This is a genomic window from Nocardia sp. FDAARGOS_372 (assembly GCF_002554515.1).
Lineage (GTDB): Bacteria > Actinomycetota > Actinomycetes > Mycobacteriales > Mycobacteriaceae > Nocardia > Nocardia farcinica.
Genome location: NZ_PDDW01000001.1, coordinates 3,290,556 through 3,316,613 on the forward strand (window position 1 = coordinate 3,290,556; position 26,058 = coordinate 3,316,613).

28 protein-coding genes are annotated in these 26,058 nt (G+C 69.1%); 12 read left to right on the top strand and 16 right to left on the bottom strand.

Annotated features, from left to right (window positions below):
* Positions 1-23: 23 nt before the first annotated feature.
* The 10 genes from CRM89_RS15850 to CRM89_RS15890 all read right to left on the bottom strand — a co-directional run bounded on the left by CRM89_RS15850 (position 24) and on the right by CRM89_RS15890 (position 6,901).
* On the bottom strand, positions 24-1,202 hold the full coding sequence (locus tag CRM89_RS15850) for a site-specific integrase (protein ID WP_228822040.1): 1,179 nt from the start codon (positions 1,200-1,202) through the stop codon (positions 24-26).
* An 83-nt stretch (positions 1,203-1,285) separates the two neighbouring features.
* Positions 1,286-1,474 (bottom strand): AlpA family transcriptional regulator, encoded by a 189-nt coding sequence (locus tag CRM89_RS15855; protein ID WP_098084725.1) that lies wholly within the window; start codon positions 1,472-1,474, stop codon positions 1,286-1,288.
* Between the two features lie 11 nt (positions 1,475-1,485).
* Entirely contained in the window at positions 1,486-3,168 is a 1,683-nt protein-coding gene (locus tag CRM89_RS15860; protein WP_098084728.1) for a replication initiator, read from the bottom strand.
* Positions 3,165-3,803: a hypothetical protein gene (locus tag CRM89_RS15865; protein WP_098084731.1), complete on the bottom strand. Its 639-nt coding sequence runs from the start codon at positions 3,801-3,803 to the stop codon at positions 3,165-3,167. The genes CRM89_RS15860 and CRM89_RS15865 overlap by 4 nt, the downstream gene beginning before the upstream one ends.
* Positions 3,800-3,955, bottom strand: coding sequence for a hypothetical protein (locus CRM89_RS30990; RefSeq protein ID WP_172964520.1), 156 nt, complete (start codon positions 3,953-3,955; stop codon positions 3,800-3,802). Before CRM89_RS30990 ends, CRM89_RS15865 begins: the two co-directional genes overlap by 4 nt.
* Positions 3,952-4,149, bottom strand: a complete 198-nt coding sequence (locus CRM89_RS15870) for a hypothetical protein (protein ID WP_098084734.1) — start codon at positions 4,147-4,149, stop codon at positions 3,952-3,954. Before CRM89_RS15870 ends, CRM89_RS30990 begins: the two co-directional genes overlap by 4 nt.
* Positions 4,149-4,475: a hypothetical protein gene (locus tag CRM89_RS15875; RefSeq protein WP_098084737.1), complete on the bottom strand. Its 327-nt coding sequence runs from the start codon at positions 4,473-4,475 to the stop codon at positions 4,149-4,151. Before CRM89_RS15875 ends, CRM89_RS15870 begins: the two co-directional genes overlap by 1 nt.
* Entirely contained in the window at positions 4,472-5,773 is a 1,302-nt protein-coding gene (locus tag CRM89_RS15880; RefSeq protein WP_098084740.1) for an FtsK/SpoIIIE domain-containing protein, read from the bottom strand. Before CRM89_RS15880 ends, CRM89_RS15875 begins: the two co-directional genes overlap by 4 nt.
* 1 nt (position 5,774) lies before the next feature.
* On the bottom strand, positions 5,775-6,440 hold the full coding sequence (locus CRM89_RS15885) for a DUF2637 domain-containing protein (RefSeq protein ID WP_228822039.1): 666 nt from the start codon (positions 6,438-6,440) through the stop codon (positions 5,775-5,777).
* A complete protein-coding gene (locus CRM89_RS15890; protein ID WP_098084743.1) occupies positions 6,440-6,901 on the bottom strand; it encodes a hypothetical protein in 462 nt (153 codons plus the stop codon). Before CRM89_RS15890 ends, CRM89_RS15885 begins: the two co-directional genes overlap by 1 nt.
* A 149-nt stretch (positions 6,902-7,050) precedes the next feature.
* Between CRM89_RS15890 and CRM89_RS15895 the strand changes: the two genes are divergently transcribed.
* Positions 7,051-7,812 carry a DUF5919 domain-containing protein gene (locus CRM89_RS15895; protein ID WP_060592657.1) on the top strand — a complete coding sequence of 254 codons (762 nt, stop codon included), beginning with the start codon at positions 7,051-7,053 and terminating at the stop codon, positions 7,810-7,812.
* Positions 7,809-8,276, top strand: coding sequence for an NUDIX hydrolase (locus CRM89_RS15900; RefSeq protein WP_060592658.1), 468 nt, complete (start codon positions 7,809-7,811; stop codon positions 8,274-8,276). Before CRM89_RS15895 ends, CRM89_RS15900 begins: the two co-directional genes overlap by 4 nt.
* Here the strand turns inward: CRM89_RS15900 and CRM89_RS15905 are convergent.
* Together CRM89_RS15905 and CRM89_RS15910 are read right to left on the bottom strand one after the other, a co-directional pair.
* Entirely contained in the window at positions 8,269-8,802 is a 534-nt protein-coding gene (locus tag CRM89_RS15905) for an HD domain-containing protein (protein WP_076574116.1), read from the bottom strand. The two genes, CRM89_RS15900 and CRM89_RS15905, sit on opposite strands and share 8 nt — an antisense overlap.
* Positions 8,803-9,521: 719 nt before the next feature.
* Positions 9,522-10,199, bottom strand: a complete 678-nt coding sequence (locus tag CRM89_RS15910) for a hypothetical protein (protein ID WP_127516230.1) — start codon at positions 10,197-10,199, stop codon at positions 9,522-9,524.
* Between the two features lie 153 nt (positions 10,200-10,352).
* On the opposite strand from CRM89_RS15910, the gene CRM89_RS30995 reads away from it, so the two are divergent.
* The gene (locus CRM89_RS30995) at positions 10,353-10,490 is read left to right on the top strand and encodes a hypothetical protein (RefSeq protein ID WP_172964410.1); all 138 of its coding nucleotides are present in this window, start codon (positions 10,353-10,355) and stop codon (positions 10,488-10,490) included.
* A 76-nt stretch (positions 10,491-10,566) separates the two neighbouring features.
* On the opposite strand, the gene CRM89_RS15915 is transcribed toward CRM89_RS30995, so the two are convergent.
* The gene (locus tag CRM89_RS15915; protein ID WP_229434774.1) at positions 10,567-11,523 is read right to left on the bottom strand and encodes an endonuclease/exonuclease/phosphatase family protein; all 957 of its coding nucleotides are present in this window, start codon (positions 11,521-11,523) and stop codon (positions 10,567-10,569) included.
* Positions 11,524-11,773: 250 nt separating this feature from the next.
* Here CRM89_RS15915 and CRM89_RS15920 point away from each other — a divergent pair, with 250 nt between their 5' ends.
* The 8 genes from CRM89_RS15920 to CRM89_RS15955 all read left to right on the top strand — a co-directional run bounded on the left by CRM89_RS15920 (position 11,774) and on the right by CRM89_RS15955 (position 20,626).
* Complete coding sequence (locus tag CRM89_RS15920; RefSeq protein WP_098084752.1) at positions 11,774-12,433, top strand: hypothetical protein; 660 nt, start codon at positions 11,774-11,776, stop codon at positions 12,431-12,433.
* Positions 12,434-12,623: 190 nt separating this feature from the next.
* Complete coding sequence (locus CRM89_RS15925; RefSeq protein ID WP_172964521.1) at positions 12,624-14,249, top strand: acyl-CoA synthetase; 1,626 nt, start codon at positions 12,624-12,626, stop codon at positions 14,247-14,249.
* Positions 14,250-14,456: 207 nt separating this feature from the next.
* Positions 14,457-16,103 (top strand): acyl-CoA synthetase, encoded by a 1,647-nt coding sequence (locus CRM89_RS15930; protein ID WP_098084754.1) that lies wholly within the window; start codon positions 14,457-14,459, stop codon positions 16,101-16,103.
* Positions 16,104-16,129: 26 nt separating this feature from the next.
* Positions 16,130-16,690, top strand: a complete 561-nt coding sequence (locus CRM89_RS15935; RefSeq protein ID WP_098084757.1) for a hypothetical protein — start codon at positions 16,130-16,132, stop codon at positions 16,688-16,690.
* A gap of 524 nt (positions 16,691-17,214) precedes the next feature.
* Entirely contained in the window at positions 17,215-18,711 is a 1,497-nt protein-coding gene (locus tag CRM89_RS15940; RefSeq protein WP_098087015.1) for a PepSY domain-containing protein, read from the top strand.
* 104 nt (positions 18,712-18,815) lie between these two features.
* Positions 18,816-19,520: a hypothetical protein gene (locus tag CRM89_RS15945; protein WP_098084760.1), complete on the top strand. Its 705-nt coding sequence runs from the start codon at positions 18,816-18,818 to the stop codon at positions 19,518-19,520.
* A 102-nt stretch (positions 19,521-19,622) separates the two neighbouring features.
* Positions 19,623-20,093 carry a DUF4383 domain-containing protein gene (locus CRM89_RS15950; protein WP_011211036.1) on the top strand — a complete coding sequence of 157 codons (471 nt, stop codon included), beginning with the start codon at positions 19,623-19,625 and terminating at the stop codon, positions 20,091-20,093.
* Between the two features lie 68 nt (positions 20,094-20,161).
* On the top strand, positions 20,162-20,626 hold the full coding sequence (locus CRM89_RS15955; protein ID WP_011211037.1) for an SRPBCC family protein: 465 nt from the start codon (positions 20,162-20,164) through the stop codon (positions 20,624-20,626).
* Positions 20,627-20,690: 64 nt separating this feature from the next.
* Here CRM89_RS15955 and CRM89_RS15960 read toward each other — a convergent pair whose 3' ends face one another.
* From CRM89_RS15960 to galK, 3 genes are all read right to left on the bottom strand, one after another.
* A complete protein-coding gene (locus CRM89_RS15960) occupies positions 20,691-20,960 on the bottom strand; it encodes a hypothetical protein (protein ID WP_060594655.1) in 270 nt (89 codons plus the stop codon).
* Between the two features lie 9 nt (positions 20,961-20,969).
* Positions 20,970-22,667 carry a sodium:solute symporter family protein gene (locus CRM89_RS15965; RefSeq protein WP_041561305.1) on the bottom strand — a complete coding sequence of 566 codons (1,698 nt, stop codon included), beginning with the start codon at positions 22,665-22,667 and terminating at the stop codon, positions 20,970-20,972.
* Between the two features lie 273 nt (positions 22,668-22,940).
* The gene (gene galK / locus CRM89_RS15970; protein WP_172964522.1) at positions 22,941-24,068 is read right to left on the bottom strand and encodes a galactokinase; all 1,128 of its coding nucleotides are present in this window, start codon (positions 24,066-24,068) and stop codon (positions 22,941-22,943) included.
* A 274-nt stretch (positions 24,069-24,342) separates the two neighbouring features.
* Here galK and CRM89_RS15975 point away from each other — a divergent pair, with 274 nt between their 5' ends.
* Positions 24,343-26,058: a GGDEF domain-containing protein gene (locus CRM89_RS15975; RefSeq protein WP_098084765.1), complete on the top strand. Its 1,716-nt coding sequence runs from the start codon at positions 24,343-24,345 to the stop codon at positions 26,056-26,058.

Here is a 26,058-nt window from a genome sequence, read left to right on the forward strand (position 1 = left end):
GCGCCTAACACCCGCATCAGCTCTCAGGCCGCCTGTAGGCCGTCGTCGGGAGGAAGCTCCCATATGCCGGCGGCGTCGTCTACGGCCTGACGCGCCCGCTCGTGGCTGGACGGAAGCAGGTGGGTATACACCCGGAGCGTGAACCCCGGATCATCATGACCGAGGTACTCGGCCAACTCCTTGACGCTCACCCCGCGACCGAGCAATTTGGATGCGTACAGATGCCGCATCGCATGCATGCCATCGGCCCGATTCCTGTAGACCAGCCCCGCCTTACCGAACGCGGGTTGCCAAACGGTCTTGCTGAACAGGTCACCGCTCAACGCCAAACCATCAGCCTTCACGATCAGCAGGCGGACCGTCACCGCCTCGCCGGTTGCCGAACCCCAAGGCAGAGTGACCGCGTGAGCCGGGAACCGCTCCAAATGGCCGTCGATCACATCGAGCAGACTCCGCGAAAGCGGTACGTACCTGGTCTTTTCGCGCTTCGGAAGAGCAAACATCAACGTGCCCTTGACGTACTTCACCTGACGTCGCACGTGGACGGTCATCGCCTCTCGATCGATATCGTCGGGAGATAATCCAAGCAACTCACCTTGCCGAAGTCCCAGTCCGACACCGACCGGCACCACAACCGAATACCGATCACCAACGACGGCCACACCGCGACGAACCAACGCAACGCGCTCATCAGGCCAAACCTGGACCTTGGGACTGCGGCGAACCGGCCGCCGAATCGTTTTCGCCCGACAGGGATTCTCCCGAATTAGACGATCGTCCACAGCCGTCTCCAACACGCCGGCCACGATGTCGAACAACACAGCCTTGTAGTTGTCGGCATACTTCCGCTCTTCAAGCGCGCTCACCCAGTCTCGAATGGTCGATACCGCGATACGGCCCACCGGGAGATCACCAAACACCGGATAGATGCGCGATTCGAGCCGACTACGCAACGCTTCACGAGTGGCCGGGTCGGAGGACTGAGCACGAACCCAGCTCTCAGCCTGTTGCCGAAACGTCTTCTTGGACGCACGCGGATCGACATACTTGCCTTCGCGCTTGTCCGACTCGACCTCGATCAGGAAGTCATCCGCGCGCTTGCGTTGCCGATCCGGAAACGACTTCGACCGCTCCACCCCGGCCGGATCGATGTAGCGCACCCGGTACCGCATCCCACGGCCGTACAGTTCGGTACGTTCCATCACTGGCTTACCCCGGCCGTTCAGGACGGGTTTACCATCCTCATCCCGCTTCGGCCTTTGCCACCGATCTTCGACGTGTCCCATCAGGCCGCCCGCGCTTCCGGCTCAGCCCATGCCCGAACTGCCGCCGGGCTGTACCGCAGGTGCCGCCCGATCTTTCGGACCGGCGGCCCCTCCCCCAGCCACTTCCACTGATACAACGTTTTCACCGGCACATTGAGGAAATAGGCTGCTTCCTCCACCGTCCATAGACGATTCTCTGGCAACTCCATCCCAACCCCTCCTACGCTGCTACCGCGATTGCCGAACTTCGTTGTGCCGCTGATGGTCCCGTCGCCAGCAGGGCGCGTGTGTATTCCGCTCGCCAGGCTGTGCGTTGGGCGATGGCGGACATGATCAGGTGATCTCGAGGTGGCGCGGACTGGTCGCCGGGCTCGACCGGGCGCACGATCCAGTGCGAGGTATCGGGCTTGCTGATACCCACTTGAGCCAGCAACTGCCGAACAAACTCCGCGCGGTCGGCCTTGTGGTCGGGCAGCGTCTTCCCGGACCAGCGGCGGGAGACCAGCACTCGGCGGCCGGGCAGGCCGAGGGTGTCACGGCGGTGCGCTTTGCCCTTGCAGCGGCCGGGGATCGTTTTGTCGCTGGCGCCCTTGGGCACGATGCCGTAGCGCAGCCAGACCGGGCAGCGCGGCGAGCACGGGGTGTGCTGGAGTTCGGCGTGCAGACGGTCGTAGTGCGCGGCCGTGCGGGCCGAGGTCGTGTCCAGTACTTCGCTGATCGACTTGGTGAGGTACTTGGTCACGTAGCCGATCGCCCGATCAGCCTTCTCCCCGGGAATGAACCCGCGCATGTGGCCGGGGTCCATGCGCTCGCCGAACCGCGCGACGTAGGCGGGGTCGAGGTCGTCCACGCTGTCGAGGATGTCCAGGGCCTCATCCCAGCCCGTCAACGGCCGGCGGGTATCCGGGTCCACGAAGGTCATGAGCCGGTGATCCCAGACCGGGAGCCGATCACCGGAATACACCTCGTGCTCGGGGTCGAAGTGCGGCCACCACACCTGGTGGTAGGTCGCCGCAGTGACCATGCGCAGGATTTCGCGGGAGATCGCGCCCCGCAACAGAAGGTGCAGGTGCGGAGCCCCGCGCTTCTGCGGCTCCACAGTGGCGAAGTACTGCACGTCATAGCCGACGCAGCGGCGCAAATTCTGAATCCAGCGGTCGACCAGCTTGGAGAAGAACACGATGTCGCGGGCGGCGCGGGCGTAGTCGTAGGTGTCGGGGTTGCGGGGTGAGCCGTCCGAGCACGGCTTGCCCTCGCTGTCCACTGCGCCGTCGCGGTTGATCGCCCCGTATGACGGCATAGTGAGGGTGACCATCATCGAGGACCGATAGCCGCCGATCACCTGGCCGACCGTGCGCCGCTCGACGCGCTTGCGGGGCAGGTTGGGCACGTCCTGACGGCGCTTGGTCGACCGCACCCGCCGAGCCCGAGACTTCACCTCCAGCGGCGGCAGAGGGCCACGGAAACCGAGTTCCCGTATCTCGCAGTCGATTTCGGCTACCACGTCGGCCAGGGCGTCGGCAAGCTCGGTGTCGCCGTCCTCGCGTGCCTGCCCATAGTCGGCCACCGCATCAGCACGAGCCGCCAATAGTTCGGTCTGCTGCTCGGAGGGCTCGCGCGTCTCATCGACGGGCTCGGTGTCGGCGTGCCAGCCCTCCCGGCACTGGGTCATGCGCAGCCAGCGAGCCCGGTCCGCGCACGGCTTGCACACGCTGGCAATGGTCGACTTGCACGGCGCCGCCAGGTAAGTCGTCTGCCCGGTCATCGGGTCGAAAGCCCTCATGGTCACCGGGCGCGTGCAGACGCCGAACTTCTCGGCGGTGGCCTGCGCGACGTCGGTGAAGTCGGGCAGGGCGCGGCGTTGGGCGGCGGTCAGGCGGGGCGGAACCTCGGTGGTGGTCATGCTGCGTCCTTGGTCCAGCCGAGTCCGCCGTCGATGTGGGGCAGGTCCACCGGGTCGGCCAAGGCATCGCCGTAGCGGAAATTGAGCTCCAGCACGCCGGGGCCGTCCACGCGCACCCGGCATTCGTCGGCACCGAAAGCGTGCGCCAAGCGGTCGGCGCGGTTTTCGAAGTCCTCGGGGCACTGGCCCGGCAGCATCCGCACCAGCACGAGGTCATCGGCGTCACCGATCCACACTTCCAGCCAGCGCGGCACCATCACCCGCTCACCCTCACGCACCACCAGATTGCAAGCAGTCATCAGAGCCACCCACCGACGCCGGTAGCGGCCCCATGCCAGGGCCCGGGCGCGGGCGCGGGCGGTGAGCCAGCGCTCGAAGGTGGGCGGGTGCTTCGCCCTCCACAGCACCATCCCCGCGACAGCCCCACCAGCCACACCCACACCCGCCCACGGGTGCACGAACACGCCGGCCGCGACCGCCGCCACGATCGGGAGCGAGACCATCGGGAACAGCACCGCCCACCACAAGGCCAAGAACGCAGCGGTGAGCAGGCCGGAGACGATGTTGATCACGGCCAGGCCGAGCACATCCATCGGATCACGCTCGGGATTGCGGGTGCTCGTGTTGGTGGTCATCGCAGGTCCTTCGGGTCGAAAAGGGTCAGCTGGTCGGGGCACGGGGCGTGCAGGTCGGTCGGCGTGCGCCGCTTGGTCCGTGTGACCTTCTCAGCGGCAGCGCGCACGATCGGATTGACCTGTGGCGCAGCGGGTTGCGGCTTGCGGGTCATGCCGCCCACCCGCCGTCACCGTCGTCGTCGTAGTCGAAACCATCAGGGGTCCAGGCCGGGGCCGTGCCGGTCTCGACCAGGAGCCGGACCGCGACCGCAGCCGGGTCCAGGCCGCGGGCTTCCCACCGGCAGCGGCGGCGGGCCGCGAGGTCGATCACGGTGGCGTCGATGTCAGTCGAACGGTGGTTGCTCATCACAGAACCTCGGTTTCGTTTTCGGGGACGCCGCAGCGGGTGCAGGCGCGGGTATGGGTCATCTCGCCCAGCGGCCACACGGTCGTGGTCCAGCGGGCCGGGAAGTCGTGGCCGTGGTCCTGGCACTCGCGAGTGGCCAGGCAGGCGTCACAGATCACGCGGTCACCGTCATAAACCCAGCCGAGACCGGCGCGGCGGGTCAGGTAGCCGATGGCCTCACTCGTGGTGGCGAAGCAGGTCAACGCCCCGTCCCGTTCGGTGTAGACGTCACCGCAGACATCGCAGTAGACGACCACGTGAGATTCGGTCTGGAAGCCGCGCTTCATGCCGCCGCCCCGTCCTCGCCCGGGATGTAGTCCGGATCGAACCCGCTGTAATCCTCAGTGGGGCCGGTGATTTCGGGGGCAGGCGAGTAGGCGTCCACGATCGCGTCGGCGGCCTCATCCGAGACCCAGAACGCTCGCACTCGCAGGAAATCGGTGCTGCCGTCTTCGCCCACGTAGCCGACACCCGGGGTCTGCTCGCTGATCTTGTCGCAGCGTGCCCCGCGATCACGGGCGCCCTGGCCGTGGACCATCGCCACCTGCGTCGGCTCATCCAGCCGCAGCCCGATCCGGATCGGGAAAAGCTGCCTGACCGGCATGGTTTCCTTCGACGGGTCCTGCAACGCGGCGATCATCGAGACGGCGGCCGCGCGGCCCTGCGACAGGATCAGCCCGGTGAGGCGGCGGAACTCGGCCTGTTCGTCGCGCTCGGCGTAGGCCGACAGCGAAGCCGCCTCGTCCACGATGATCAGCACCAGCGGCTGCTCGGGAGTCGGGCGGTGCTTGCGGATGCCGTGGGCGCGCATGTGCGCCAGACGCTCTTGCAGGACTTCCACCGCTTCGCGCAGCATCGCCAGGATGGACTCGGTGTCGGTGGCGAACCGCACGAACAGCCGGCCTTCGCCGCGCCCGAACTCCACGCCGCCCTTGGGGTCGGCCATCCACACATCCACCAGGCCGTCGCGGATCGCCGGGCCGACACCGGCCAGGATCGACCACAGCACCGAGCCCTTACCCGAACCCGTCGCACCCGCAAGCAGGATGTGACCGTAGAGCACCCGCAGACGCCACACGTCATGGGTCTCGGTCACACCCACCGGGACCGCCTCCAGGTCCACCACGCTGTGGACCGCGCCCGGCGCCGTTGCCGGGGCCGCCAAGGTGTCGAAGGTCTTGACGTGAAGACGAACCCAACTCGGAGCCGGGGACGACACTGTCACCTCGGGCACCGAGAAATAGGTGGCGAACTGGCTCAACACCTCGTCGTTGGACCAGTCCGAGAACGACTGACCCCCCAGCATCATCACGTCGACAACGACGCCGTGATCGGCGTAGTCCCAGCGGTCCACGAACGGAAATCCGCCCTCAACCGAGCCCAAGCCCAACGCCGAGAACATGAGATTGGTCTGGGCGCGGTCGGCCAGAATCAGGGCCGCCGGCCGCAGCTCCGGCGGGGCAGCAGCCACGATGTCATCCACACTCAGCGGACGCGGACCGGCACCGAGGTGGCGCATCCAGGCCAGCCAGCCCGCACCAGCCAGCGCACCGCCAGCAGCAGCAATCGTTGCAACAGTCGACATTTCAACTCCCGATAGGAAGTGCGATCGGCAACATGTCCTGCACCGGTCGCGAAGAACGAACAGGTCGTTTGACCGGCGCAGCCACCGGACGCGGAACCTCCACCGACGCAGGCACCGGTTCCCGCTCCGGCTCAGGCTCGGGCTCGGGCTCGGGAACCACAGCCATCACCGGCGCAGCCTCAGCCTCAGCCTCAGGCTCGGCGGGCGGCTCGGCCGGAGCCGGAGCAGCGAACGACGATCCCTCGTCAGACGAATTCCGTTGCGCTGCACGGAAAAGGAGCGCAAGCCCGTGCGTGTCGGCCAGCAGGGACACCGGAGCGATCGCGGCCACCAGAGCCGACGCCCACGCCGGGAGCGGCTGACCGTTGGCCACCGCGTGCAAACTGTTACCCGCCACCGAAACCGCCGAGCCGACCACCAACACCGACAGGAAGAACCGGCGCTCACGGCCGGGGCACACCAGCACCCCGGCAGTGGCCAGCAGGATCGTGCCGTCCACGATCAGCGGGAACAGCCAGGCGTCCCGGGCGGGAATGTGCGCCAGGACCGCCAAGTCCTCCAGGGTGGAATACGACAGCCGAAACGCCGCCACCCCCACCCCCAGGATGATCGCCGCGGCGAACCAACGCGCATAACGCATCCCCGCCGCCTGGCCCGCCGCCCGCATCACGCCGCCTTACCCGACGACGGACGCCCCGCGCCCGGATCGGCCGGCGCCTGCTTGGCACCGGAGGTGTCACCCTTGATGCCCGTCGCCCGGATCATCCACCCGATCGACTTGAACTCACCCGAGCCCTGGATCTTGGGCTTGATCTCCAAGCCCTCCAGCTCGATCGGGGTCATGCCCGGCACGATCTCCGCGACCGCGGGAACCGGCTGGTGCGGGGACGCGAAAATCACGTCATAGCTGGCGGACTTCGCGTTCGGCGCGTCCGGGTCGGTGACGGTACCCTTCCACAGCCTGCGACCGGTGCCGTTACCGTCCGCGTCGAGCTCCTGCTTCTGAATCTTCGGCGCGTTCCGGTCCTTGTTGAACTCGATCACCGGCTCGATCTCACCCAGCAGGAACAGACCCTTCGGGAACGCCTCGTGGAAATCAGGGGTGAACCACACATCCTTCAACGCCATCTCAATCACTCCTTGAAGTAGGCCGAATTGCTTGACAACCAGTACTTTCCGGTAATCCAGGCGTCGTCAGGACCACATACGTGGACATCTAGGGACGTCCGAGGTAACGTGAAGACGTCCCTAGTAGTCCCAATTCGGTGGGAGACGAGATGGCGAACGAGCGACTGCGTGAAGCGCTGCTGAAGAACGGGCTCGACATCAGCCACGTTGCCGAAGTGACCGGCGTCGACCAGAAAACCGTCGAACGCTGGATCACGAAGGGACGCGTTCCCTACCCCCGTCACCGGCACGCGGTCGCCGCACTGGTGAAGGAAACCGAGCGCTACTTGTGGCCTGATGCCATCGCACCCGAACGGCGCGAGGCGATTGCCGAGTCAGAAGTGGTGAAGGTCTACCCGCACCGCCACTCGGTGCCGAGCGACTTGTGGCTTCGCCTGCTCTCCAACGCCAACGATCGGATCGAAGTCTTGGTGCTGGCCGGACTCTTCATCGCCGAAGATCCCTCGTTCGCAAAACTGATCCGCCAGAAGGCAGCGGCAGGCACATCGATCCGGTTCCTGTTCGGCAACCCGGCAGCCGACGAGGTTGTGAAGCGCAGCATCGAAGAGCGCTTGGCCGCGGGCACCGTATCGGCGCGGATCAGAAACGCCCTGGCGCTGATCGAGCCATTGGCCAACATCGATGGCGTGGAGCTGCGTTACCACGACACCACCCTGTACAACTCGGTGTTCCGGTTCGATGACGAGATGATCGTGAACATGCACGTCTACGGCCAGCCCGGCGCCTATGCCCCCGCGATGCACTTGCGGCGTTTGGCCGGCGGCGACTTGTTCGACACCTACCTGACCAGTTTCGAACAGGTCTGGTCACAGGCGGTGCCCAAGGCCGCGATCGAAGGAGGAGCCGCATGAGGACCGACTACCTGAACGATCCCACCGCACCGCGGGCAAACAGCCTCAAGGTGGCCGTCAGCGCGTTCGTCCAAGACAAAGCCGGGCGAATCCTGATGATCCACCGCACCGACAACAATTTCTTCTCCCTCCCAGGCGGCGGCATGGAGGTAGGCGAAACCGTCGCTGGAGCGGTCATCCGGGAAGTCGCCGAGGAAACCGGCATCGACGTCCATCCGACTGATGTGATCGGCATTTTCTCCGACCCTGGCCACGTGATCGCCTACGATGACGGCGAAGTCCGCCAAGAGTTTTCGATCTGCTTCGCCGCCGAACCGATCGGTGGGACCGCCCGCGCAAGTTCGGAGTCGAAAGCCGTCGAGTGGGTGGCTCCCGACGAACTCGGCGACCTCCGGATACACCCGTCGATGCGCCAGAGGATCGACCAATGCCTTCAAGCGTCCGGGCGGACCTACTTCACTTGAAACTGAGCCGGTCCTCAGTGCGGCGCACCACCTCACGGATGATCGGCTCGGACTCACGGACCGACCGTCCCACCACATGGTCCGCCCCGTAACGGCGATAGATATCGGCCAGTCGATCATCCAGTGTGGTCGTCTTCCCGTCTGCGGTAGTCGTGAGGTCCGCCCACCACAGCGCGTCCCTCAGCGGCGTCTGTTCGTCTTTCCAGTCGATGCTCAGTTCGCGATTGCGCGCCTCGATACAGGCGCACGAATGGTTCGCCACCAGGGCACATAGCCGTTTCGATGCCCCGATCGACTCGAGGAACACCGCCCCATCGATCGGATGGAACCCCGTTCGCACCAGCACGGGCGCGTAGCCGATGTCATGCAGCCACCCGGCCGCCACTAACAGCTCTGCATCGTCGACCACCGGCCCAGCTAGCGCTGCACGACTCGCTACGCCCTCCACATGCCGCAGCCGGCGCGGCAACACGGACAGGTGCGCACGAGCAGTCTCCGCTGCCCAGCCAACGAGGTCCACAGCCATGCCACCACCGTATCGACCACATCCGACGAGCGTTTAACTGCCGAATTTCGCCATACAGGATCAAGAGCGCCCCGGCGGCGCTTCGCGCCGCCGCCGCGCTGCGACGCGCAGCGCGGCTGATGGGGCGTCGCTCGCGGCGCGTCGAGCGCGTCGGCGACACTCGGCCGCCGGGGCGCACACAGTTCCTGTCTGGTCACTTCTGCATCAACCGAAGCAGTGCTGGGCACGCCGGGAGCCGTACCCGACTTACCTCCCGCAGCCGAGCACGAATCGGCCGGCACTCTGCCCGGTCCACCGGCTGTGGTCCCGCCGAGGTCCCCGAATTGCACGAGCGAGGTCACCGCATCGGCCGACAGGGCTCGCCGATCACCAGTTCCTCACCGGCCGTGGTGGTCTGACTGATCCGAGGGCTGTCACGCCACCAGCGGGCATCAAGAGCGCCTACGGCGTCACTCCGTGATGGCTGGCGGATTCCCTGCGCGACCTCCGGCCGCGTGGCCCTGCTGTGTGGTGGCCTGCATTGTGTTCACGCGCCCCTCCAGCGTCAAGAGCGCCTACGGCGTCACTCCGTGATGGCTACCGCCACCCTTGACCCCGGAGCCTCTACGCGCGAAAGGCAGGCCGATAAGGGGCAGGCACAGCCAGCCCCCCTCTGGGTGCAAACCACCCCACAACAGGGCCAACCTCCGGTGACCCGACGGATGGGAGACGCGGACTGCTCACACTCGACCCCGCACCTGGCCCACGGAGAGAACTGCTGTCGCGGGATCGCCCCACTCTTCGAACCACCACGGGAGTTCCCGCACGATGTGCTTTGCCAGCGGGTGATCATCGGACATGCTGAACTCCCTGAAGATGTCGCCGAGGTAGCTCAGCATGCGACAGCACATGATGATCCAGTGCACACCTTCGATCGCATCCGACAACTGCTGCTCAGTTACCTCGATTCGATAGCGCCCCTGCTGGGACCACACCTCATCACGGAAGGTCATCTCACCGACCCGCCAGAACGACATTGTGCGGTCGGGCTCAGCACCCGAAACCGTGTCTATGTAGACCATATGGGAGAGATCGTTTCGCAGCTCCCTGGTCTCAAGGCATATCCGAGAAACGGCGTCGGACGGCCACCGCACACCGCGCACGCGAGCTAGACGACGCAGCATCTTTGGCATCTGGTCGGCGTTCGGATGAACAACCTCCTCAGCCCTCTCGTGGCCGTTGTCCTGAAAGCGCATGAATCGAACTTCCTCGATCAAAGCCTGCCATGCACCCATGACCTTCCAAGCTTGCGCTTCCATGGACCCGCTAGGAATGAACGCCTCACGCTCACGCGCCCGCATCTCATCGAATCTTCGCGAGATCTCTTCCAAGCTGGCAGGTGCCTCATCATTCGCCATGCCTCGGAGGCTACGGCGTAAGCGGATCTCTGACGCCGCTCTCAGCAACAATGGCCATGACACCCAACGCCAGCCAGTCCGTCTCCAGGCCGTCACACACTCGGAACGACCCAGTTCCGCCGAGAAGTAACGAGACGAATATGCCGAGATCAGATGTGCTTTCTGCACGCAACCACCAGGTCGCCCGACACCACCCGCAAGATCCTCGACATTTTCGAAGGCACCCAGCAGATCCAGCAGCTGATCGTCGCCCGCCGCGTGCTCGGGCTGACCAGCGCCGAACTGAAGTAGGCCGGGCTGAAGTAGTAAGCACAGCAAAGGGACCGGTGCGGGTCGGGTGGGCTCGCACCGGTTCGTCGTTTCCGCCTCAGCGCGGGTCGAGGCGGATCTCGGCGACGAGGGCGCGGTGGTCGGAGCCGGGTAGGTCGAGGGCTTCGACGGTGAGCGCCGTGCCGCCCGCGACGAGGATGTGGTCGATGCCGACGACGGCGGGCCACCATTTGTCGGTCGGGTAGGTGGCCAGGTGTCCGGCGCCCGCTTGGTCGGCGGCGTCGGCGAAGCGGCCGGTCAGGTAGTCGCGGAATTGCCGGTGGTCGTGGGTGGCGTTGAAGTCGCCGCCGACCAGGGCGGGGCGGTCGGCGGGCGCGTTCTCGACGATCGTGCGCAGGCGGGCCAATTCGTCGGCCCAGACCCCGGTGTCGTAGATCGGCGGCACGGGGTGGACCGCGTAGACCGAGACCGGGCCCGCGCCGGGGATCTGCGCCGTCGCCGACAGTTGGTTCAGCACGTAGCCGTCGTATTCGACGGTGTCGGACAGCGGGTGGCGGCTCCAGATCCCGGTGCCGCTCGCGGTTCGACCGGGGGCGAGGTACCGGTGCGGGAGCAGCTCGTCGATTCCCGCGGCCGCGAGTCCCGCCACGGCGGCCGGCGTGAGTTCGTTGACGGTGAGCACGTCGATGTCGTGCGCGCGCACCTGATCGACGAAGGTCCGCGGGTCGGTGCCGTCGAACAGCAGGTTGGCCTGCATCATCCGCACCACGGGGCCGTCGGCGGAGCCGGGGGCCGAGAAGTACAGCGGCGCCTGCACGGCCACGCCCGCGATCAGGACGACCGTGGACACCGCCGCACCGCTCCAACGCCGCACGGACAGGAACGCCACGGCGCCGATCACCGCCGACCCCATCAGATACGGCGCGGCCGAGGCCGCGAGCACCGGCAGCTGGGCCGACCACTGGCCGAAGTGCAGCGCGATGCCCGCGACGCCCGCCAGTGTCGCGGCCGCGCCGAGCAGGTCGGCGCCGATGCGCACAATTCTGGAGATCACACCGGACAGACAAGCACATCGTGCCGATCCGCCCGCGCCGCCGCGTACCCGGGCACAGCGCGACTCCGGGATGTCGACGCGTTGCCGATTCGACGGCGAACCGGGGCGTTTCCGAACAGAACTTGTTATCGTCGGGGCATCCCGAGCCCGTCCACCGGGTGACGGGACGTGCGTGCGCCGAGGAGTTTCCGGCGCCGCAACGCACAGCGCTCGATCCCGCTCCACCAACGACTCGCGAGGAGAGTGGTTCATGCGTCGAGGAAAGCTCACCCGTCATCTCACCGCCGTCGTCGCGACGGCCGTGGCCGTCGCGGTGTTCGCCGGTCCGGCCGCCGCGGAGGCGGACCCGGCGCCGGGCGCGCCCGCATCCGCGACCCTGGACGTGCCGGAGGCGTTGCGGCAGTTGCGTGCCGCCGCCACGGGCAATCCGGCGGCGGAGGCGGCGGTGGACCGGCTGCTGGCCGAGCCGGACGCGGTCGCCGCGGCCGGCGACGTCGCGCTGCCCGCCCAGGTGTTCCAGATCCCCGCCCAGTCCGACATCGGCCGCGGTGACGGGCCCGGCATGTACGGCTCGGGCATCGCGCTCGGCATCGACGGGTTCCGGCTCGGCTTCTTCGGCGGTCCGGGCATGATCGCGCCGAATCAGGCCGGCGCCAAGCTGGAGGCGGTCTGGGTCAACCTGTCCAACGGGCGCAGCGGCACCGAACTGCTCATCGAGCACAACGACGTTCCGGTCGACACCACCATCCGGTCGCGGGCCTTCGATCCCGGGCCGGGCATGATCGTCGCCGCCGTCTACGGCACGCTGTGGCACCGGTGGTCGGTGCCGGTCAGCGAGGCCCATCCCGACGGCTTCCAATACCTGCGGGGCACCATCAACTTCCCGTCGCTGGGCGCGCTCTACAACTGATCCGCGCGAGTACGGCCGTCCATACCCCGGGGTGTGGACGGCCGTCCGGTGCGGGCGGCTCCGGCCGCGTCCGCTTTGTCGGGTTCAAGGTGTGACCTCGCACACCCTGGACTGCTACGGTAGCCAGCACATGCCCGTTCGAGATCGCTAGGTCGAGTGCCGACGCGACGGTTCAGTGGAGGTGTTCGTGGTGAACCTGGCGCATGCGCTGGAAACCATCAAGGCGTTGGGAGTGCTGCGCTCCAGCGGGGTCGTCGACCTCTCCGATCCCGGAGAAACACTGCGCAACATGCGCGAGACCCGTCAGTACGGCCCGCATGCGGCGCTGGTCCGCCACTCGGCCCGGGTCGCGCCCGACCATCCCGCGCTGGTCGACGAGCGCGGCGAGCTCACCTACAAGGAATTGGACGAGCAGTCCACCGCCGTCGCGCGCGGCCTGCAGGCGGCGGGCATCACCGAGGGCATGGTCATCGCCGCGCTGGCGCGCGACCACCGCGGCCTGATCATGGCGAAGGTGGCCGCGGGCAAGCTCGGCGTACGGATCGCGCTGATGAACACCGGCTTCGCCAAGCCGCAGTTCGCCGAGGTGTGCGCTCGCGAGAAGGTGCAGGCGGTGCTGCACGACAGCGAGTTCCTCGGCCTGCTCGACGCGCTGCCCTCGGAGCTGCCGCGCTACCTCACCTGGGTGGACGAGGGCACCGAGGTGCCCGCCGGCACCCAGACCTTCGACGATCTGATCGCGGCGAACTCCACCGAGCCGCTGCCTGCGCCCAGCAAGCCGGGCGGCTTCATCATTCTCACCAGCGGTACCACCGGCCTGCCGAAGGGGGCGCCGCGCACCAAGGTCTCGCCGTTCGCGACCGCGCAGTTCGTCGATCGCATGCCGTTCCGCCGGTTCGGCACCATGGTGATCGTCTCGCCGATCTTCCACAGCACCGGCCTGGGCACCTGGCTGGTGGGCACCGTGCTGTCGAACAAGATCGTGATGCGGCGCCGCTTCGACGCCGAGGCCACGCTGAAGATGATCGCCGACCACAAGGCGAACATGCTGGTGGCCGTGCCGACCATGCTGCACCGCATGGTCGAGCTGCCCGAGGAGGTGCGTGCCAAGTACGACCTCTCCTCGCTGGAGTCGATCGTGCTCGCCGGGTCGGCGCTCTCGCCGGAACTGTCGATCCGGGCCGCCGAGGTGTTCGGCCCGGTGGTCTACAACCTCTACGGCTCCACCGAGGTCGCCATCGCCACCATCGCCAAGCCGGAGGAACTCGCCGTCGCGCCGGGCACCGTCGGCCGGCCGCCGATCACCTGCGATGTGCGGCTCTACGACGACAACGACAAGCAGATCCACGAGAAGAACGTCACCGGCCGCATCTTCGTGCGCAGCGGCGCGCCGTTCGAGGGCTACACCGACGGCAGGCACAAGCAGATCATCGACGGCTACATGTCCAGCGGCGACGTCGGCCACTTCGAGGAGCACGGCCTGCTCATGGTCGACGGCCGCGACGACGACATGATCGTCTCCGGCGGCGAGAACGTCTACCCGCAGGAGGTGGAGAACCTGCTGCTCGAGCACGACGACATCTTCGACGCCGCCGTGGTCGGCGTGGACGACGTGGAATTCGGCAAGCGGCTGCGCGCCTTCGTCGTTCCCGAGCCGGGCAAGCAGCCCGACGCCGAGGAGATCAAGGCCTACGTCAAGAACAACCTGGCCCGGTACAAGGTGCCGCGCGAGGTCGTCTTCCTCGACGACCTGCCGCGCAACGCCACCGGCAAGCTGCTGCGGCGGGTGCTGGTGGACTACGACGTCAAGGCCTGAGCCTCGCCCCGGTCGGCCACCCGCGTGGCCGACCGGACAACCGGGATTCACAACCCGGCCGCCGCCACTGCCGTGACCTCTCACAATGCCGGAACACCCGCGGTGCGGTAGACGACACTCGGAGTAACAGATGCTTGCTACGGTAGGCAGCACTGGATGTCGACGAGGCGGTCCGGGCCTGCGCCGGGCGGCCGCGGAAGGTTGGGTATGACTGTGTCCCTCGGCGGTTCGGTCCGCAAGGCAGGCGATCTCGCGCTCGGCGTCAACGTCATGGTCCGGCGGCGGCTGTTCAACCCGCTGCGCCTGGATCACGCGTTGCGCTCGGCGTTCAACGTGGTGAAGTTCGGCCCGTTCGCCGGTGTCGTCATGCACGCCGCGCAGACCCGCCCGCACGCGGCCGCCATCGTCGACGAACGCGGTGAACTGACCTTCGGCGCGCTCGACGAGCAATCCAACGCCTTCGCCAGGGGCCTTGCCGCCCAGGGCATCCGGCCCGGCGACGTGGTGGCGGTGCTCGCCCGCGACCATCGCGGCATGGTGCTGAGCCTGCTGGCCACCGGCAAACTCGGGGTGCGGGCGGTGCTGATGAACACCGGCTTCGCCGCGCCCCAGCTGGCGGCCGTCGCGGTGCGGGAAAAGGTCAAGGCGGTGCTGCACGACAGCGAGTTCGTCGACCTGATGTCCGCGGTGCCCGACAGCGTGCCGCGCATTCTCACCTGGGTCGATGCCACCGACGCGGTGGATCCGGCCACCCCGACCCTGGACTCACTGGCGGCCGGGCAGTCCACCGCGCCGCTGCCGACGCCGGCCAAGCCGGGCGGGATGGTCATCCTCACCAGCGGCACCACCGGCACCCCGAAGGGCGCGCCGCGGGACCGGGTGAGCCCGTTCGCCTCCGCCCAGTTCATCGACCGGGTTCCGTTGCCGCGCAACGGAACCATGATCATGGCCGCGCCGATCTTCCACGGCACCGGCCTGTCGCAGTTCACGATCGGTCTGGCGCTGGGCAACCGGGTGGTGTTCCAGCAACGCCGCTTCGACCCGGAACGGACGCTGGCCAACATCGCCGAATACCGGGCCGACGCGCTCGTGGTGGTGCCGACCATGCTGCAACGCATCCTCGACCTCGGCGACGAGGTGCTCGACCGCTACGACGTGCGCAGCCTGAAGGTGATCTTCGCCGCCGGGTCGGCGATCCCGCCGGACGTGGTGACCCGCACGCTGGACCGCTTCAACGACAGCCTCTACAACCTCTACGGCTCCACCGAGTGCGCGGTGATGACGGTGGCCACCCCGCAGGAGCTGCGCATCGCCCCGACCACCGCGGGCAAGCCGCCGGTCGGTATCCGGATCGCGCTGCTGGACGAGGACCGCAAGCCGATCACCGCGCCGCACGTCACCGGAACCATCTTCGTGGACAACGGTTTCGCCTTCTCCGGCTACACCGACGGCCGCACCAAGGAGATGGTGAACGGCATGATGTCCAGCGGCGATGTCGGGCACTTCGACGAGCACGGCCTGCTCTACATCGACGGCCGCGACGACGACATGATCGTCTCCGGTGGTGAGAACGTCTTCCCGCTCGAGGTGGAGAACCTCATCGCGGGCCGGGACGACGTCTTCGAAGCCGCGGTCGTCGGCGTCGACGACCGCGAGTTCGGCAAGCGGCTGCGCGCGTTCGTGGTGCCCGGCCCCGGCTCGGCGCGCGACCCGCAGGAGATCAAGGACTACGTGAAGGCGAACCTGGCCCGCTACAAGGTGCCGCGCGAGGTGATCTTCCTCGACGAACTGCCACGCAACGCCACCGGCAAACTGCTGCGTAAACCGTTGGCCGAGATGCCGGTGCCGGAGTAAGGGCGCCCGCTGGCTATCATCGCCCGGTGAACTCCAGGATCGACCGGTCGGCCGCTCGCGGCGGCGCCGTCGCGCGACTGCGCGGTGGCTCGGCCGGTGCGATCTCGGCCACGGTCTCGATCGCCGCGCATGGCTGGGCGTCGGCGGGCGCGGCGCCCGACAGCACGACGCTGGCGCTGCTGACGGGCGCGGCCGCGGTGGTGGGTGCGCTCGTCGCCGGGCTGGCGCCGCTGCGCGACACCGCGGCCGGTCTGGTCGCCGCGTTGGTCGCCGGGCAGCTGCTCGGCCACCTCACCCTCGGCGCCGCCTCGGGGCACCTCCACCACGGTGACCCGCAACTGAGCTGGCGCATGCTGCTCGCGCACCTCGTGGCCGCCGTCGCCGCCGCGATCGTGATCCGGGGCGCGGAGGCCGCCTACCGTATCGGCACCGCGGTGCTGGCCCGCGTGCTGCCCCGGCGGCCGTCCCCGCCGGTCCTCGACGACGACGCGCCGCTTCGCACGCGCTACCGCGAGCGCCTGGTCCTGCGGGTGTTCGCCGCGCGGGCGTTGCGGACCCGCGCACCGCCGCGTCCGGTCTTCACCTGATCCCTTTCCCACCCGGTGCGCGACCGGTTCCGGTCGCGCGTCGTCGTCGCCTCGGCGCACCGCCTGATTCGGCATGACCTGATCCGGCACCGTCCTGATTCGGCGCGGTCCTGATCCGGCGCGGTCCTGCTTCGGCACCGTCCTGATCCGGGATCGTCCTGATCGGCACGGTCCTGATCCAGGGCCGTCCTGATCGGCACAGTTCTGATCCGGGGCGGGTCCTGATCGGCACAGTCCTAATCCAGGCCCGTCCTGATCGACACCGCCCAGATCCGGCACCGCCCAGCTCCGACACGGCCCTGACTCGGCACGACTCAGCCCCGGTCGCGTGACGCCGTGCCGGTCGTGGCCGACGTGTCATGGACGCGTCCGCGCCCGCCTTCGAACGGGCGGACGCCGCCGCATCGGAGTCGATGGATGCCGCCGCATCCGAACAGGCCGGTGCTGCCGCATCGGGCGCCCGATCCCTCCGGATCCGCCGCGCCCCGACGACCCCGGGTTCCTCCTTCGAGAACGAGAAGACCGTGAGCACAACAGAATCTCTCGCCCCCGACGCCGCGGCGTCCCCGGCCGACAGCGCCGGGTCCGAGTCCCGCCGCGAGGCCGGGCCGCCCGGTCCCGGCACCGCCCCTACCGCCCGCGGCGGCTTGCCGGCCCTGGCCATGCGGCTGCACTTCTACGCGGGCGTCTTCGTGGCGCCGTTCATCCTGATCGCCGCCGTCACCGGCGCGCTCTACGCGATCGCGCCCACCCTCGAACAGGTCGTCTCGCGCGACCTGCTGACCGTCGACGCCACCGGGACCGCGCGTCCGCTGGCCGAGCAGGTCGAGGCCGCCACCGCCGTCCGGCCCGACCTGGCCCTGGTGGCCGTGGCACCGGCGCCGGGCCCGACCGACACCACCCGGGTGCTGTTCGCCGATCCCACGCTCGGGGAGTCCGAGCGCCGGGCAGTGTTCGTCGACCCGTACACCGCGCGGGCGGTCGGCGACGCGGTGGTGTACGGCAGTTCCGGCGCGCTGCCGCTGCGCACCTGGATCGACCACCTGCACCGTGACCTGCACCTGGGCGAGTTCGGCAGGCTCTACAGCGAGCTGGCGGCCTCGTGGCTGTGGATCGTGGCGCTGGCCGGGCTGGTGCTGTGGTGGCGCCGGGTCCGCCAGCGGCGGGCCAGGAACTCCCCGGCGTGGCTGCTCGCTCCCGATCGCTCGCGGCCCGGGCGGTTGCGCGGCATGAACTGGCACGGCGCGCTCGGCATGTGGCTGCTGCCGCTGGTGCTGCTGCTGTCGGTGACCGGCATGACCTGGTCGGCCTACGCGGGCGCCAACATCGGCGACCTGCGTGCCCAGCTGAGCTGGACCACCCCGGCGGTGAGCACCGAATTGTCCGGGGCCGCACCGGCGTCCGATCACGGTGGCGATCACCACCACGGCGGTGGCGCGACGCCGCCCGCCGGCGCGTCCGCCGGCCGCGGGGGCGATATCGAACGCGCCCAGCTGGCCGCGCGGGCCGCCGGGATCGCGCAGGCGGTCGAGATCACCGTGCCGGCGGGGCCGGAACAGGCATACACCGTCAAGGAACGGCGTATGCCCGGCATCTACACCGTCGACGCGGTGGCCGTCGACGGCGCGACCGGCGCCATCACCGACCGTCTCCCCTACGCGGACTGGCCGCTGATGGCCAAGCTGACCAACTGGGGCATCCAGTTCCACATGGGCCTGATGTTCGGCCTGGCCAACCAGCTGCTGCTGCTCGCCGCGATGGTCGGCCTCGTCGTGGTCATCGTGCTCGGCTACCGCATGTGGTGGCAGCGCAGGCCGACCCGCGGCGCGGCGCGGATTCCGCTGGGCCGGGCGCCCCGCCGCGGCGCACTGCGCGCGTCCCGGCCGTGGCTGGTGGTGCCGCTGCTCGCGGCGGCCGTGCTGGTCGGCTGGTTCGTGCCGCTGGTCGGCGTGAGCCTGCTCGGCTTCCTGGTCGTCGACGCCCTGGTCGGCCTCCGGCACCGCGTGCGGCGAGCCGCCTGACCCTCTCATCCCCCGGCGGTCCGGTCGACACCGACCGGACCGCTGCCTAGTCGCGGCCCCGCAACCGGCCGCCACCCGAGAACCATCGAAGGATTCGATTCACCATGAAGCTCCACCGTCTCACCGCCGTCGCCGCCACCGTGCTCACCGCGGTCGGTCTCGCCGTGAACACCGCCACCGCCGCACCCGCCGACGCGCAGCCCATCAGCTTCACCGCGCACGCCACCGACACCGCCTCGATCATCGAGATCGACGCAGGCACCCTGCGCGTGCACGACAACCAGCTCCAGGTCACCACCGCCGACGGCCGCGTCGTCGCCGCCACCCCGCTGAGCTTCGTCCTCGACGACTTCACCTTCCCCATCGCCGCCGACATCGACGGCAACCGCGCCACCCTCACCCCGCAACTCGATCCCGCCGAGGCGGTCTACACCCCCGTCGCCCTCCCGTTCGAGGACAAGGCGCCGTGGAAGAGCGAATACGACCGGGAACAGGCCGCCTGGTCCCGCATGACCAGCACGATCAGCATGGGCGCGACCGTCGGCACGCTGGTCGGCGGCCTCGGCGGCGGGGCCGTGGGCTGCGTGTTGGGCGGCATCGTGGGCGCCACCGTCGCCGCGGCCACCATCGTCGGCCTGTTCGGTCCCTTCATCCCGGCGGCGGCCGTCGGCTGTCTCGGCGGGATCATCGCGGTCGGCGCGCTGGGCACCCTCGCCGGGCAGATCCTGGTCACCGCCCCGGTCGCGGTCGCCGCGGCGGTGCAGTACTTCACCACCGTCAACCAGCCCTTCACACCGGCCGCGAAGTAGCACGGACCGCGGACCGGGGCGCCCCTTCGCCGGTGTGGTTTGTCCCCGACGGTCACGGGTACGCCGCGGAGTACTCGACACCCCGTCGGAAAGGCACCTGTCATGGCAACCTTCGACTCCACCACCCGAACGAATCAGTGGTCCCCGGTCCGCATCGCCGCCGCCGTGGTGGGCGCGGTATTCCTGCTGGTCGGCATCCTGGGATTCATCCCCGGGGTCACCACGAACTACGACACCCTGGAATGGGCGGGCCACCACTCCGAAGCACAGCTGCTCGGCCTGTTCGACGTCTCGATCCTGCACAACCTCGTCCACCTGGCCTTCGGCGTGCTCGGCCTGCTCGCCGCGCGCGCCGCGAGTTCGGCCACCGCGTTCCTCGTCGGCGGCGGCGTCATCTACCTGGTGCTGTGGCTGTACGGGCTGGTGATCGACGAGCACAGCGACGCCAACTTCATCCCGGTCAACAACGCCGACAACTGGCTGCACTTCGGTCTCGGTGTGGGCATGGTCGCCCTCGGCGTCCTGCTGCCGCGCCGCACCGCCGGACGGCAACACACCGGCCTGATGAACTGACCGCCGTTTGTCGGCCACCGACCCGGGTAGCCGGAAGACGTGACCTGAAGTCGAGGAAAGGGGTTCGTATGAGCACGATGGCCGCCACCGTGGACGTGGAGGTCCCCGTCCGCACCGCCTACAACCAGTGGACGCAGTTCGAGTCGTTCCCGCAGTTCATGGAGGGTGTGGAGGCCGTGCAGCAGCTCGACGACCGGCACACCCACTGGCGGATCCACGTGGGTCCGTCGACGCGGGAGTTCGACGCGACCATCACCGAGCAGCATCCCGACGAGCGCGTGGCGTGGAAGTCCGACAGCGGACCCAACCACGCGGGCGTGATCACCTTCCACCGGCTCGACGACACCCACACCCGGGTGACCGCCCAGATCGACGTCGACCCGGAGGGATTCGTGGAGAACGCCGCGGACAAGCTCGGCGTGCTGAAGCACCGCGTGCACGGAGACATGCAGCGCTTCAAGGAGTTCATCGAGAGCCAGGGACACGAGACCGGCGCCTGGCGCGGTGACATCCCGCGCCCGGATCAGCGGTGAGTTCCCGGTCTGCACACGACGACGCCGCGGCACCCGCCGCGGCGTCGTCGTGTGTGGCCCGCCCTCAGGCCGGTGTCGAATCGTCGGACCCTGGCGTCGAATCGCGCCGCGCCACGGTGGCTTCCGTGCTGGTCGGCGCGACCGGGCGCAGCAGCACCCAGGCCAGGAACAGCAGCGCGAACGCCGCCATGCCCAGACCGGCCCACAGATTGACGTTGATGCCGCCGGTCTTGGCCTCCTCGGCGGCGGTGTCGTGGACCAGCCCGGTGATCACCAGGATGATCCCGTAACTGCCGAGCAGCGCGGCCACGATGGTGCGGATGTCGAACAGCATCGGATCTCCCTATCCCACGAAGATGTTGAGCAGAATGACCAGCACCAGGGCGATGCCCGCGAGCAGCACGGGGCGCTGATACCAGGGCAGCGTGGCCGCCTCGGGGTCGGTGCGCAGCTGTGCGGGTGTCTCGGAGTACACCAGCCCCACCAGTTCGGCGGCCGGCTTGGGCTGGGTCACCATCGTCACCGCGACGCTGACCAGGATGTCGACCACGAAGGCAACACCGGCGGCGACGAAACTGGCACCCTGGCCGGACAGTTGGAAGACCTCCATCTCGTGCAGCAGGAAGATGACGATGGCCGAACCGGTTCCGGCCACCAGGCCCGCCCAGCCCGCGGTCGGGGTCATCCGCTTCCAGAACATGCCGAGGATGAACGTCGCGAACAGCGGCGCGTTGAAGAAGCTGAACAGCGTCTGCAGGTAGTCCATCATGTTGCTGAAATTGCCCGCGATGAACGCGGTGAAGATGGCCGCGACCGTCGCCCCGACCGTGGCCAGCCTGCCGACGGTGAGGTAATAGCCGTCGGGCCGGTCCTTCACCACGTACTGCTGCCAGAGGTCGAAGCTGAACACGGTGTTGAAGGCCGAGACGTTGGCGGCCATGCCCGCCATGAACGCCGCGAGCAGACCGGCCAGGCCCACCCCGAGCAGACCGTTCGGCAGGACCTCCTTCATCAGGTACAGCAGGGCCTGGTTGTAGGTGACATCGCCGCTGAAATCCGGATCGGCCGCCTTGGCCTGCTTGTACTCGATCATCTCCGGCACGAGCACGGCGCTGATCATGCCGGGGATGACCACGATGAGCGGGATGAACATCTTCGGGTAGGCGCCGATGATGGGCGTGCGCCGGGCCGCGGAGATCGAGTTGGTCGCCATCGCGCGCTGGACCTCGACGAAGTTGGTGGTCCAGTAACCGAAGGACAGCACGAAGCCGAGACCGAAGACGATGCCGAGCACCGACAGGAAGTTGTCGGTGAACCCGCTGAGCGCGTTGCCCGGCCACGAATCCAGCTGGGCGGCGCCACCCGGCGAGGCGGTGACCCGTTCGGTCAGCCCGTCCCAGCCGCCCACCCGGTGCAGGCCGACGAGGGTCAACGGCAGCAGTGCCGCGACGATGACGAAGAACTGCAGTACTTCGTTGTAGATGGCGGCCGAGAGCCCGCCGAGGGTGATGTAGGACAGCACGATCGCCGCGGCGGCGACCACCGAGACCCACAGCGGCCAGCCGAGCAGCACATTGAGGATCGAGCCGAGCAGGTACAGGTTGACCCCGGCGATGAGGATCTGCGCGGTGGCGAAGCTGAGCGCGTTCACCAGGTGCGCGCCGGTGCCGAAGCGCCTGCGCATGAACTCCGGCACGCTGCGCACCTTGGAGCCGTAATAGAACGGCATCATCACCACGCCGAGGAACAGCATGGCCGGAATCGCGCCGATCCAGAAATAGTGGAAGGTGGGGAATCCGTATTCGGCGCCGTTGGCCGACATGCCCATGATCTCGACCGCGCCGAGGTTGGCCGAGATGAAGGCCAGGCCGGTCACCCAGGCGGGCAGCGACCGGCCGGACAGGAAGAAGTCGATGCTGGAGGAGACCCGGCTGCGCGCCAGCAATCCGATACCGAGCACGAACACGAAATACAACGCGACCAGGGCGTAGTCGACCGGATCGGCGTCCAGGCGCAGCGTCTCGACCGCCTCGAAACGCACCGCGGCGGCGGGCGATCCGGGTGCGGCGGAGGTCAGGAACAGGGAATCGGCAAGCGGCACAGCGGTGTCCCTCCTTGCGGTGGCACCACTCGACGAGCGGGTCGCGCGCGGCGAGCGGCTTCGTGCGGCGACAGCGACCCCGCACCGACCTGCGGCGTCCACTGACAACTACCGCGTGATTGTCGCACTCCCCGGCCACGATCCGGGGCGAACCGAAACAGCGAGTCCCCCGGACGGTCCGGTGTTGCGCGGCCGTTCATCCCGCGTGCGCCGTCAGTTCTCCCGGTGTGCCCCCGCGGCCGGGACGACGGTGAAGGTCCGCGGGGCGCGGTGTCCGGCGCTGCCGAGTCGTCGCTCGACGGCCGCGGCGACGGCGTCGGCCTGCCCGCTCTCGACCAGGGCGATGGCGCTGCCGCCGAACCCGCCGCCCACCATGCGGGCACCGTGGGCGCCCGCGGCGAGTGCCGTGTCCACGACGAGATCCAGCGCGGGGGTGGAGACCTCGAAGTCGTCGCGCAGCGACGCGTGCCCGGCGGTCAGGATCGGGCCGATCTCCCGCGGGTCGGCGCCGCTGCGCAGGGTCTCGGCGACCGCGAGCACGCGGGCGTTCTCGGTGACCACGTGCCGGGCGCGCCTGCGCACCACCGGATCCTCGATCCGGCCGAGTTCGCCGGGCACCACCACGTCGCGCAGTGCGGCCACGCCGAGCGCCGCCGCGGCCGCCTCGCACTGGGCGCGGCGCTCGGCGTAGCCGCCACCGGCGTGTTCGTGTGCCTCGCGGGTGTCGATCACCAGCAGCGTCAGGCCGGACCGGGCGAGGTCGAAGGGGATCTGCCGGTAGCCGGGGTCGGTTCCGGGTGCGGCGCCGGTGAATCGGCGGACGTCCAGGAACAGCGCGTGTCCCGCGGTGCACAGCACCGCGGCGGACTGGTCGAGCACGCCGGTGGGCGCGCCCGCGTAGTCGTTCTCGGCCGCCCGTGCGACATCGATCAGCTCGCGCTCGCTCAGCTGGGGCGCGTACAGGTCGCGCAGCGCCAACGCCACCGAACAGGACAGCGCGGCCGAACTCGACAGCCCCGCCCCGATCGGCACCGCGCCGTCCACCTCGAGGTCGAGTCCGCCCACCGGGTGCCCGCGCCGGACGAACTCACCGACCACGCCGAGCACGTAGCGGGCCCAGCCCGGCACCTGCGTCCGCACGGCGTGGATGGCGTCGAGTTCGGCCCGCACCGGCTCGTCCGGCCGTTGCCGCGAGCGCACCCGCACCACCGGCTGCGCCGTCACCCGCGCGGCGCACCGGGTGACCAGCGGCAACGCGATCGGCAGGACGTATCCGTCGTTGTAATCGGTGTGCTCGCCGATGATGTTGACCCGCCCCGGCGCCACCCACGTATCCACCACCGGCCCATTGTGCGCCGCGGCGCGGGCGCGCCCCGCCCCGACCCGCGCAGGGCGGCACGCCGAGGAGACGAACCCGGGCAAACCATCCCGGCGGACCCCGGTTCCGTGCGATCATCGGATCAGTTGTCCAGGTCTCGGTGACCGGACGTGCAGCGCCCGCCCGGGACCATCCGCTCGTAGCACCACACCCAGCTCGACGTCGACGTCGTCGTGGCGGATCGCGCTGACCGCCTGCCGCATGGTTCACCGCGTTACCAGGGCCGAGGGGGGTTTGATGACAGGAACCGCAGATTATCCGGGCCTTCACCGCGAACGCCTCGGAAACCGGTGGTGCGCACCGCTTCTCGGCGCCTGGGCGGCCGTGATCACGGTGCCGCCGGTGCTGGGCGGCCCGGTGCTGACCGCGACGACGGTGCCGATCGTGGTGGCGGGGACGCTGGTGATGATCGGATACGGCCTGCGCCGCTACCGGCCGGCGCGGCCGCTGCCGTGGTATCTGCTGTCGGGGTCGGCGGTGCTGTTCGCGACGGGCAGCGTGCTGTCCGCCGCGAGCGGCGGCGGTGGCCGGGCGGGCGACCTCTGCGTCCTGGCGGGCTATCTGGGGGTCGCCGCGGCCGCGGCGGTGTGGTTGCGGCCGCGGCAGGCGCGCGGCGAGTACGACCTGACGCTGGATTCGGCGCTGATCGGCCTGGCGGCGCTGCTGGCCTCGTGGACGGTGCTGATCTCGCCCATCCTGCGGTCCGGAGCGCCGGGCTTCGACACCCTCGTGGCCGCCGCCTACCCGCTGCTGGACGCGGTGCTGCTGGCCCTTGTGGCGCACTCGGTGGCGACCGCGGCACGCTCGGAGACCTCGTTGCGGCTGCTCCACGTGGCCGTGATCGCCGTGCTGCTGGGTGATCTCGGCGCCGGGATCGACGCCGCCGGGCTGGCCCGCGTGGACGACGGACTGCTGCACATCCCGTTGCTCGTCGCCTACGCCGCCGTGGGCATCGCGGCCCTGCATCCGACGATGGCGGGCCTCGGTGGGCCGCGCCGGGTCCACGTGCACCGGTCCCGGCAGCGGGCCGGGGTGATCGCCGTCGCGTTGATCGTGGCGGCGCTGGTTCCGGCGCTCGGCACCCGGCTCGGCACCGTCGACCGGGTGGTCGTCGCCACGCTGTTCGCGCTGCTGCTGATCGGTGTGCTGGTGCGCGGCGAACGGGCCGTGCAGCGCAGTGCCCGCAGCGAGCGCCGCGCGCAGTACCAGGCCGACCACGACATGCTCACCGGGCTGCTCAACCGCACCGCCCTGCTGCGCACCCTCGCCAGGGAACGGGCGGACTGGCGGGCCGGTCCGCTGAGCCTGCTGTTCCTCGATCTCGACGGCTTCAAGCGGGTCAACGACAGCTACGGTCACGCCGTGGGCGACGAACTGATCGCCAACGCCGCCGCCCGGATCCGCCGGGTCGCCGGGCGCATTCCGGTGTGTGCCCGCTACGGCGGGGACGAGTTCGTCGTGCTCACCCCGTGCGGCGTGCGGGAGGCGGTGACGCTGGCCGAGCGCCTGCTCGACGCCTTCGGCAGGCCGTTCGAGCTCAGTGTCGGCGCGGTGACGGTCACCGCCAGTGTCGGCATCACCGGCGCCGACGGCGACGCCGACATCTTCGACCTGATCCGGGACGCCGACGCGGCGATGTACCGCGCCAAGGACCAGGGCCTCGGTTACGCCCTACCCCAGCGCGAAACCCCCACGCCGCGACCGAACAGCCACGAGGACAACGGCATTCGCACACCGGACCCGACCACGGCCGAGGGGTGCACCGTACCCGCGGTGCGCGCGCTGCCGCTGCGCCGCCGGTGGCTGCCCGGAGCCCGCCGCCCGGTCCCCGGCGAGGCCGCCGGGTGCGCGTCCGGGCGCGCCGCACCGCCCGGACTCGACGGGGCCGATGCGCCGGGTGATGCCCCGAGTGGGCGCTCCCGCGGCGAGCGCGCCGCGAGCCGGGCGGGATGA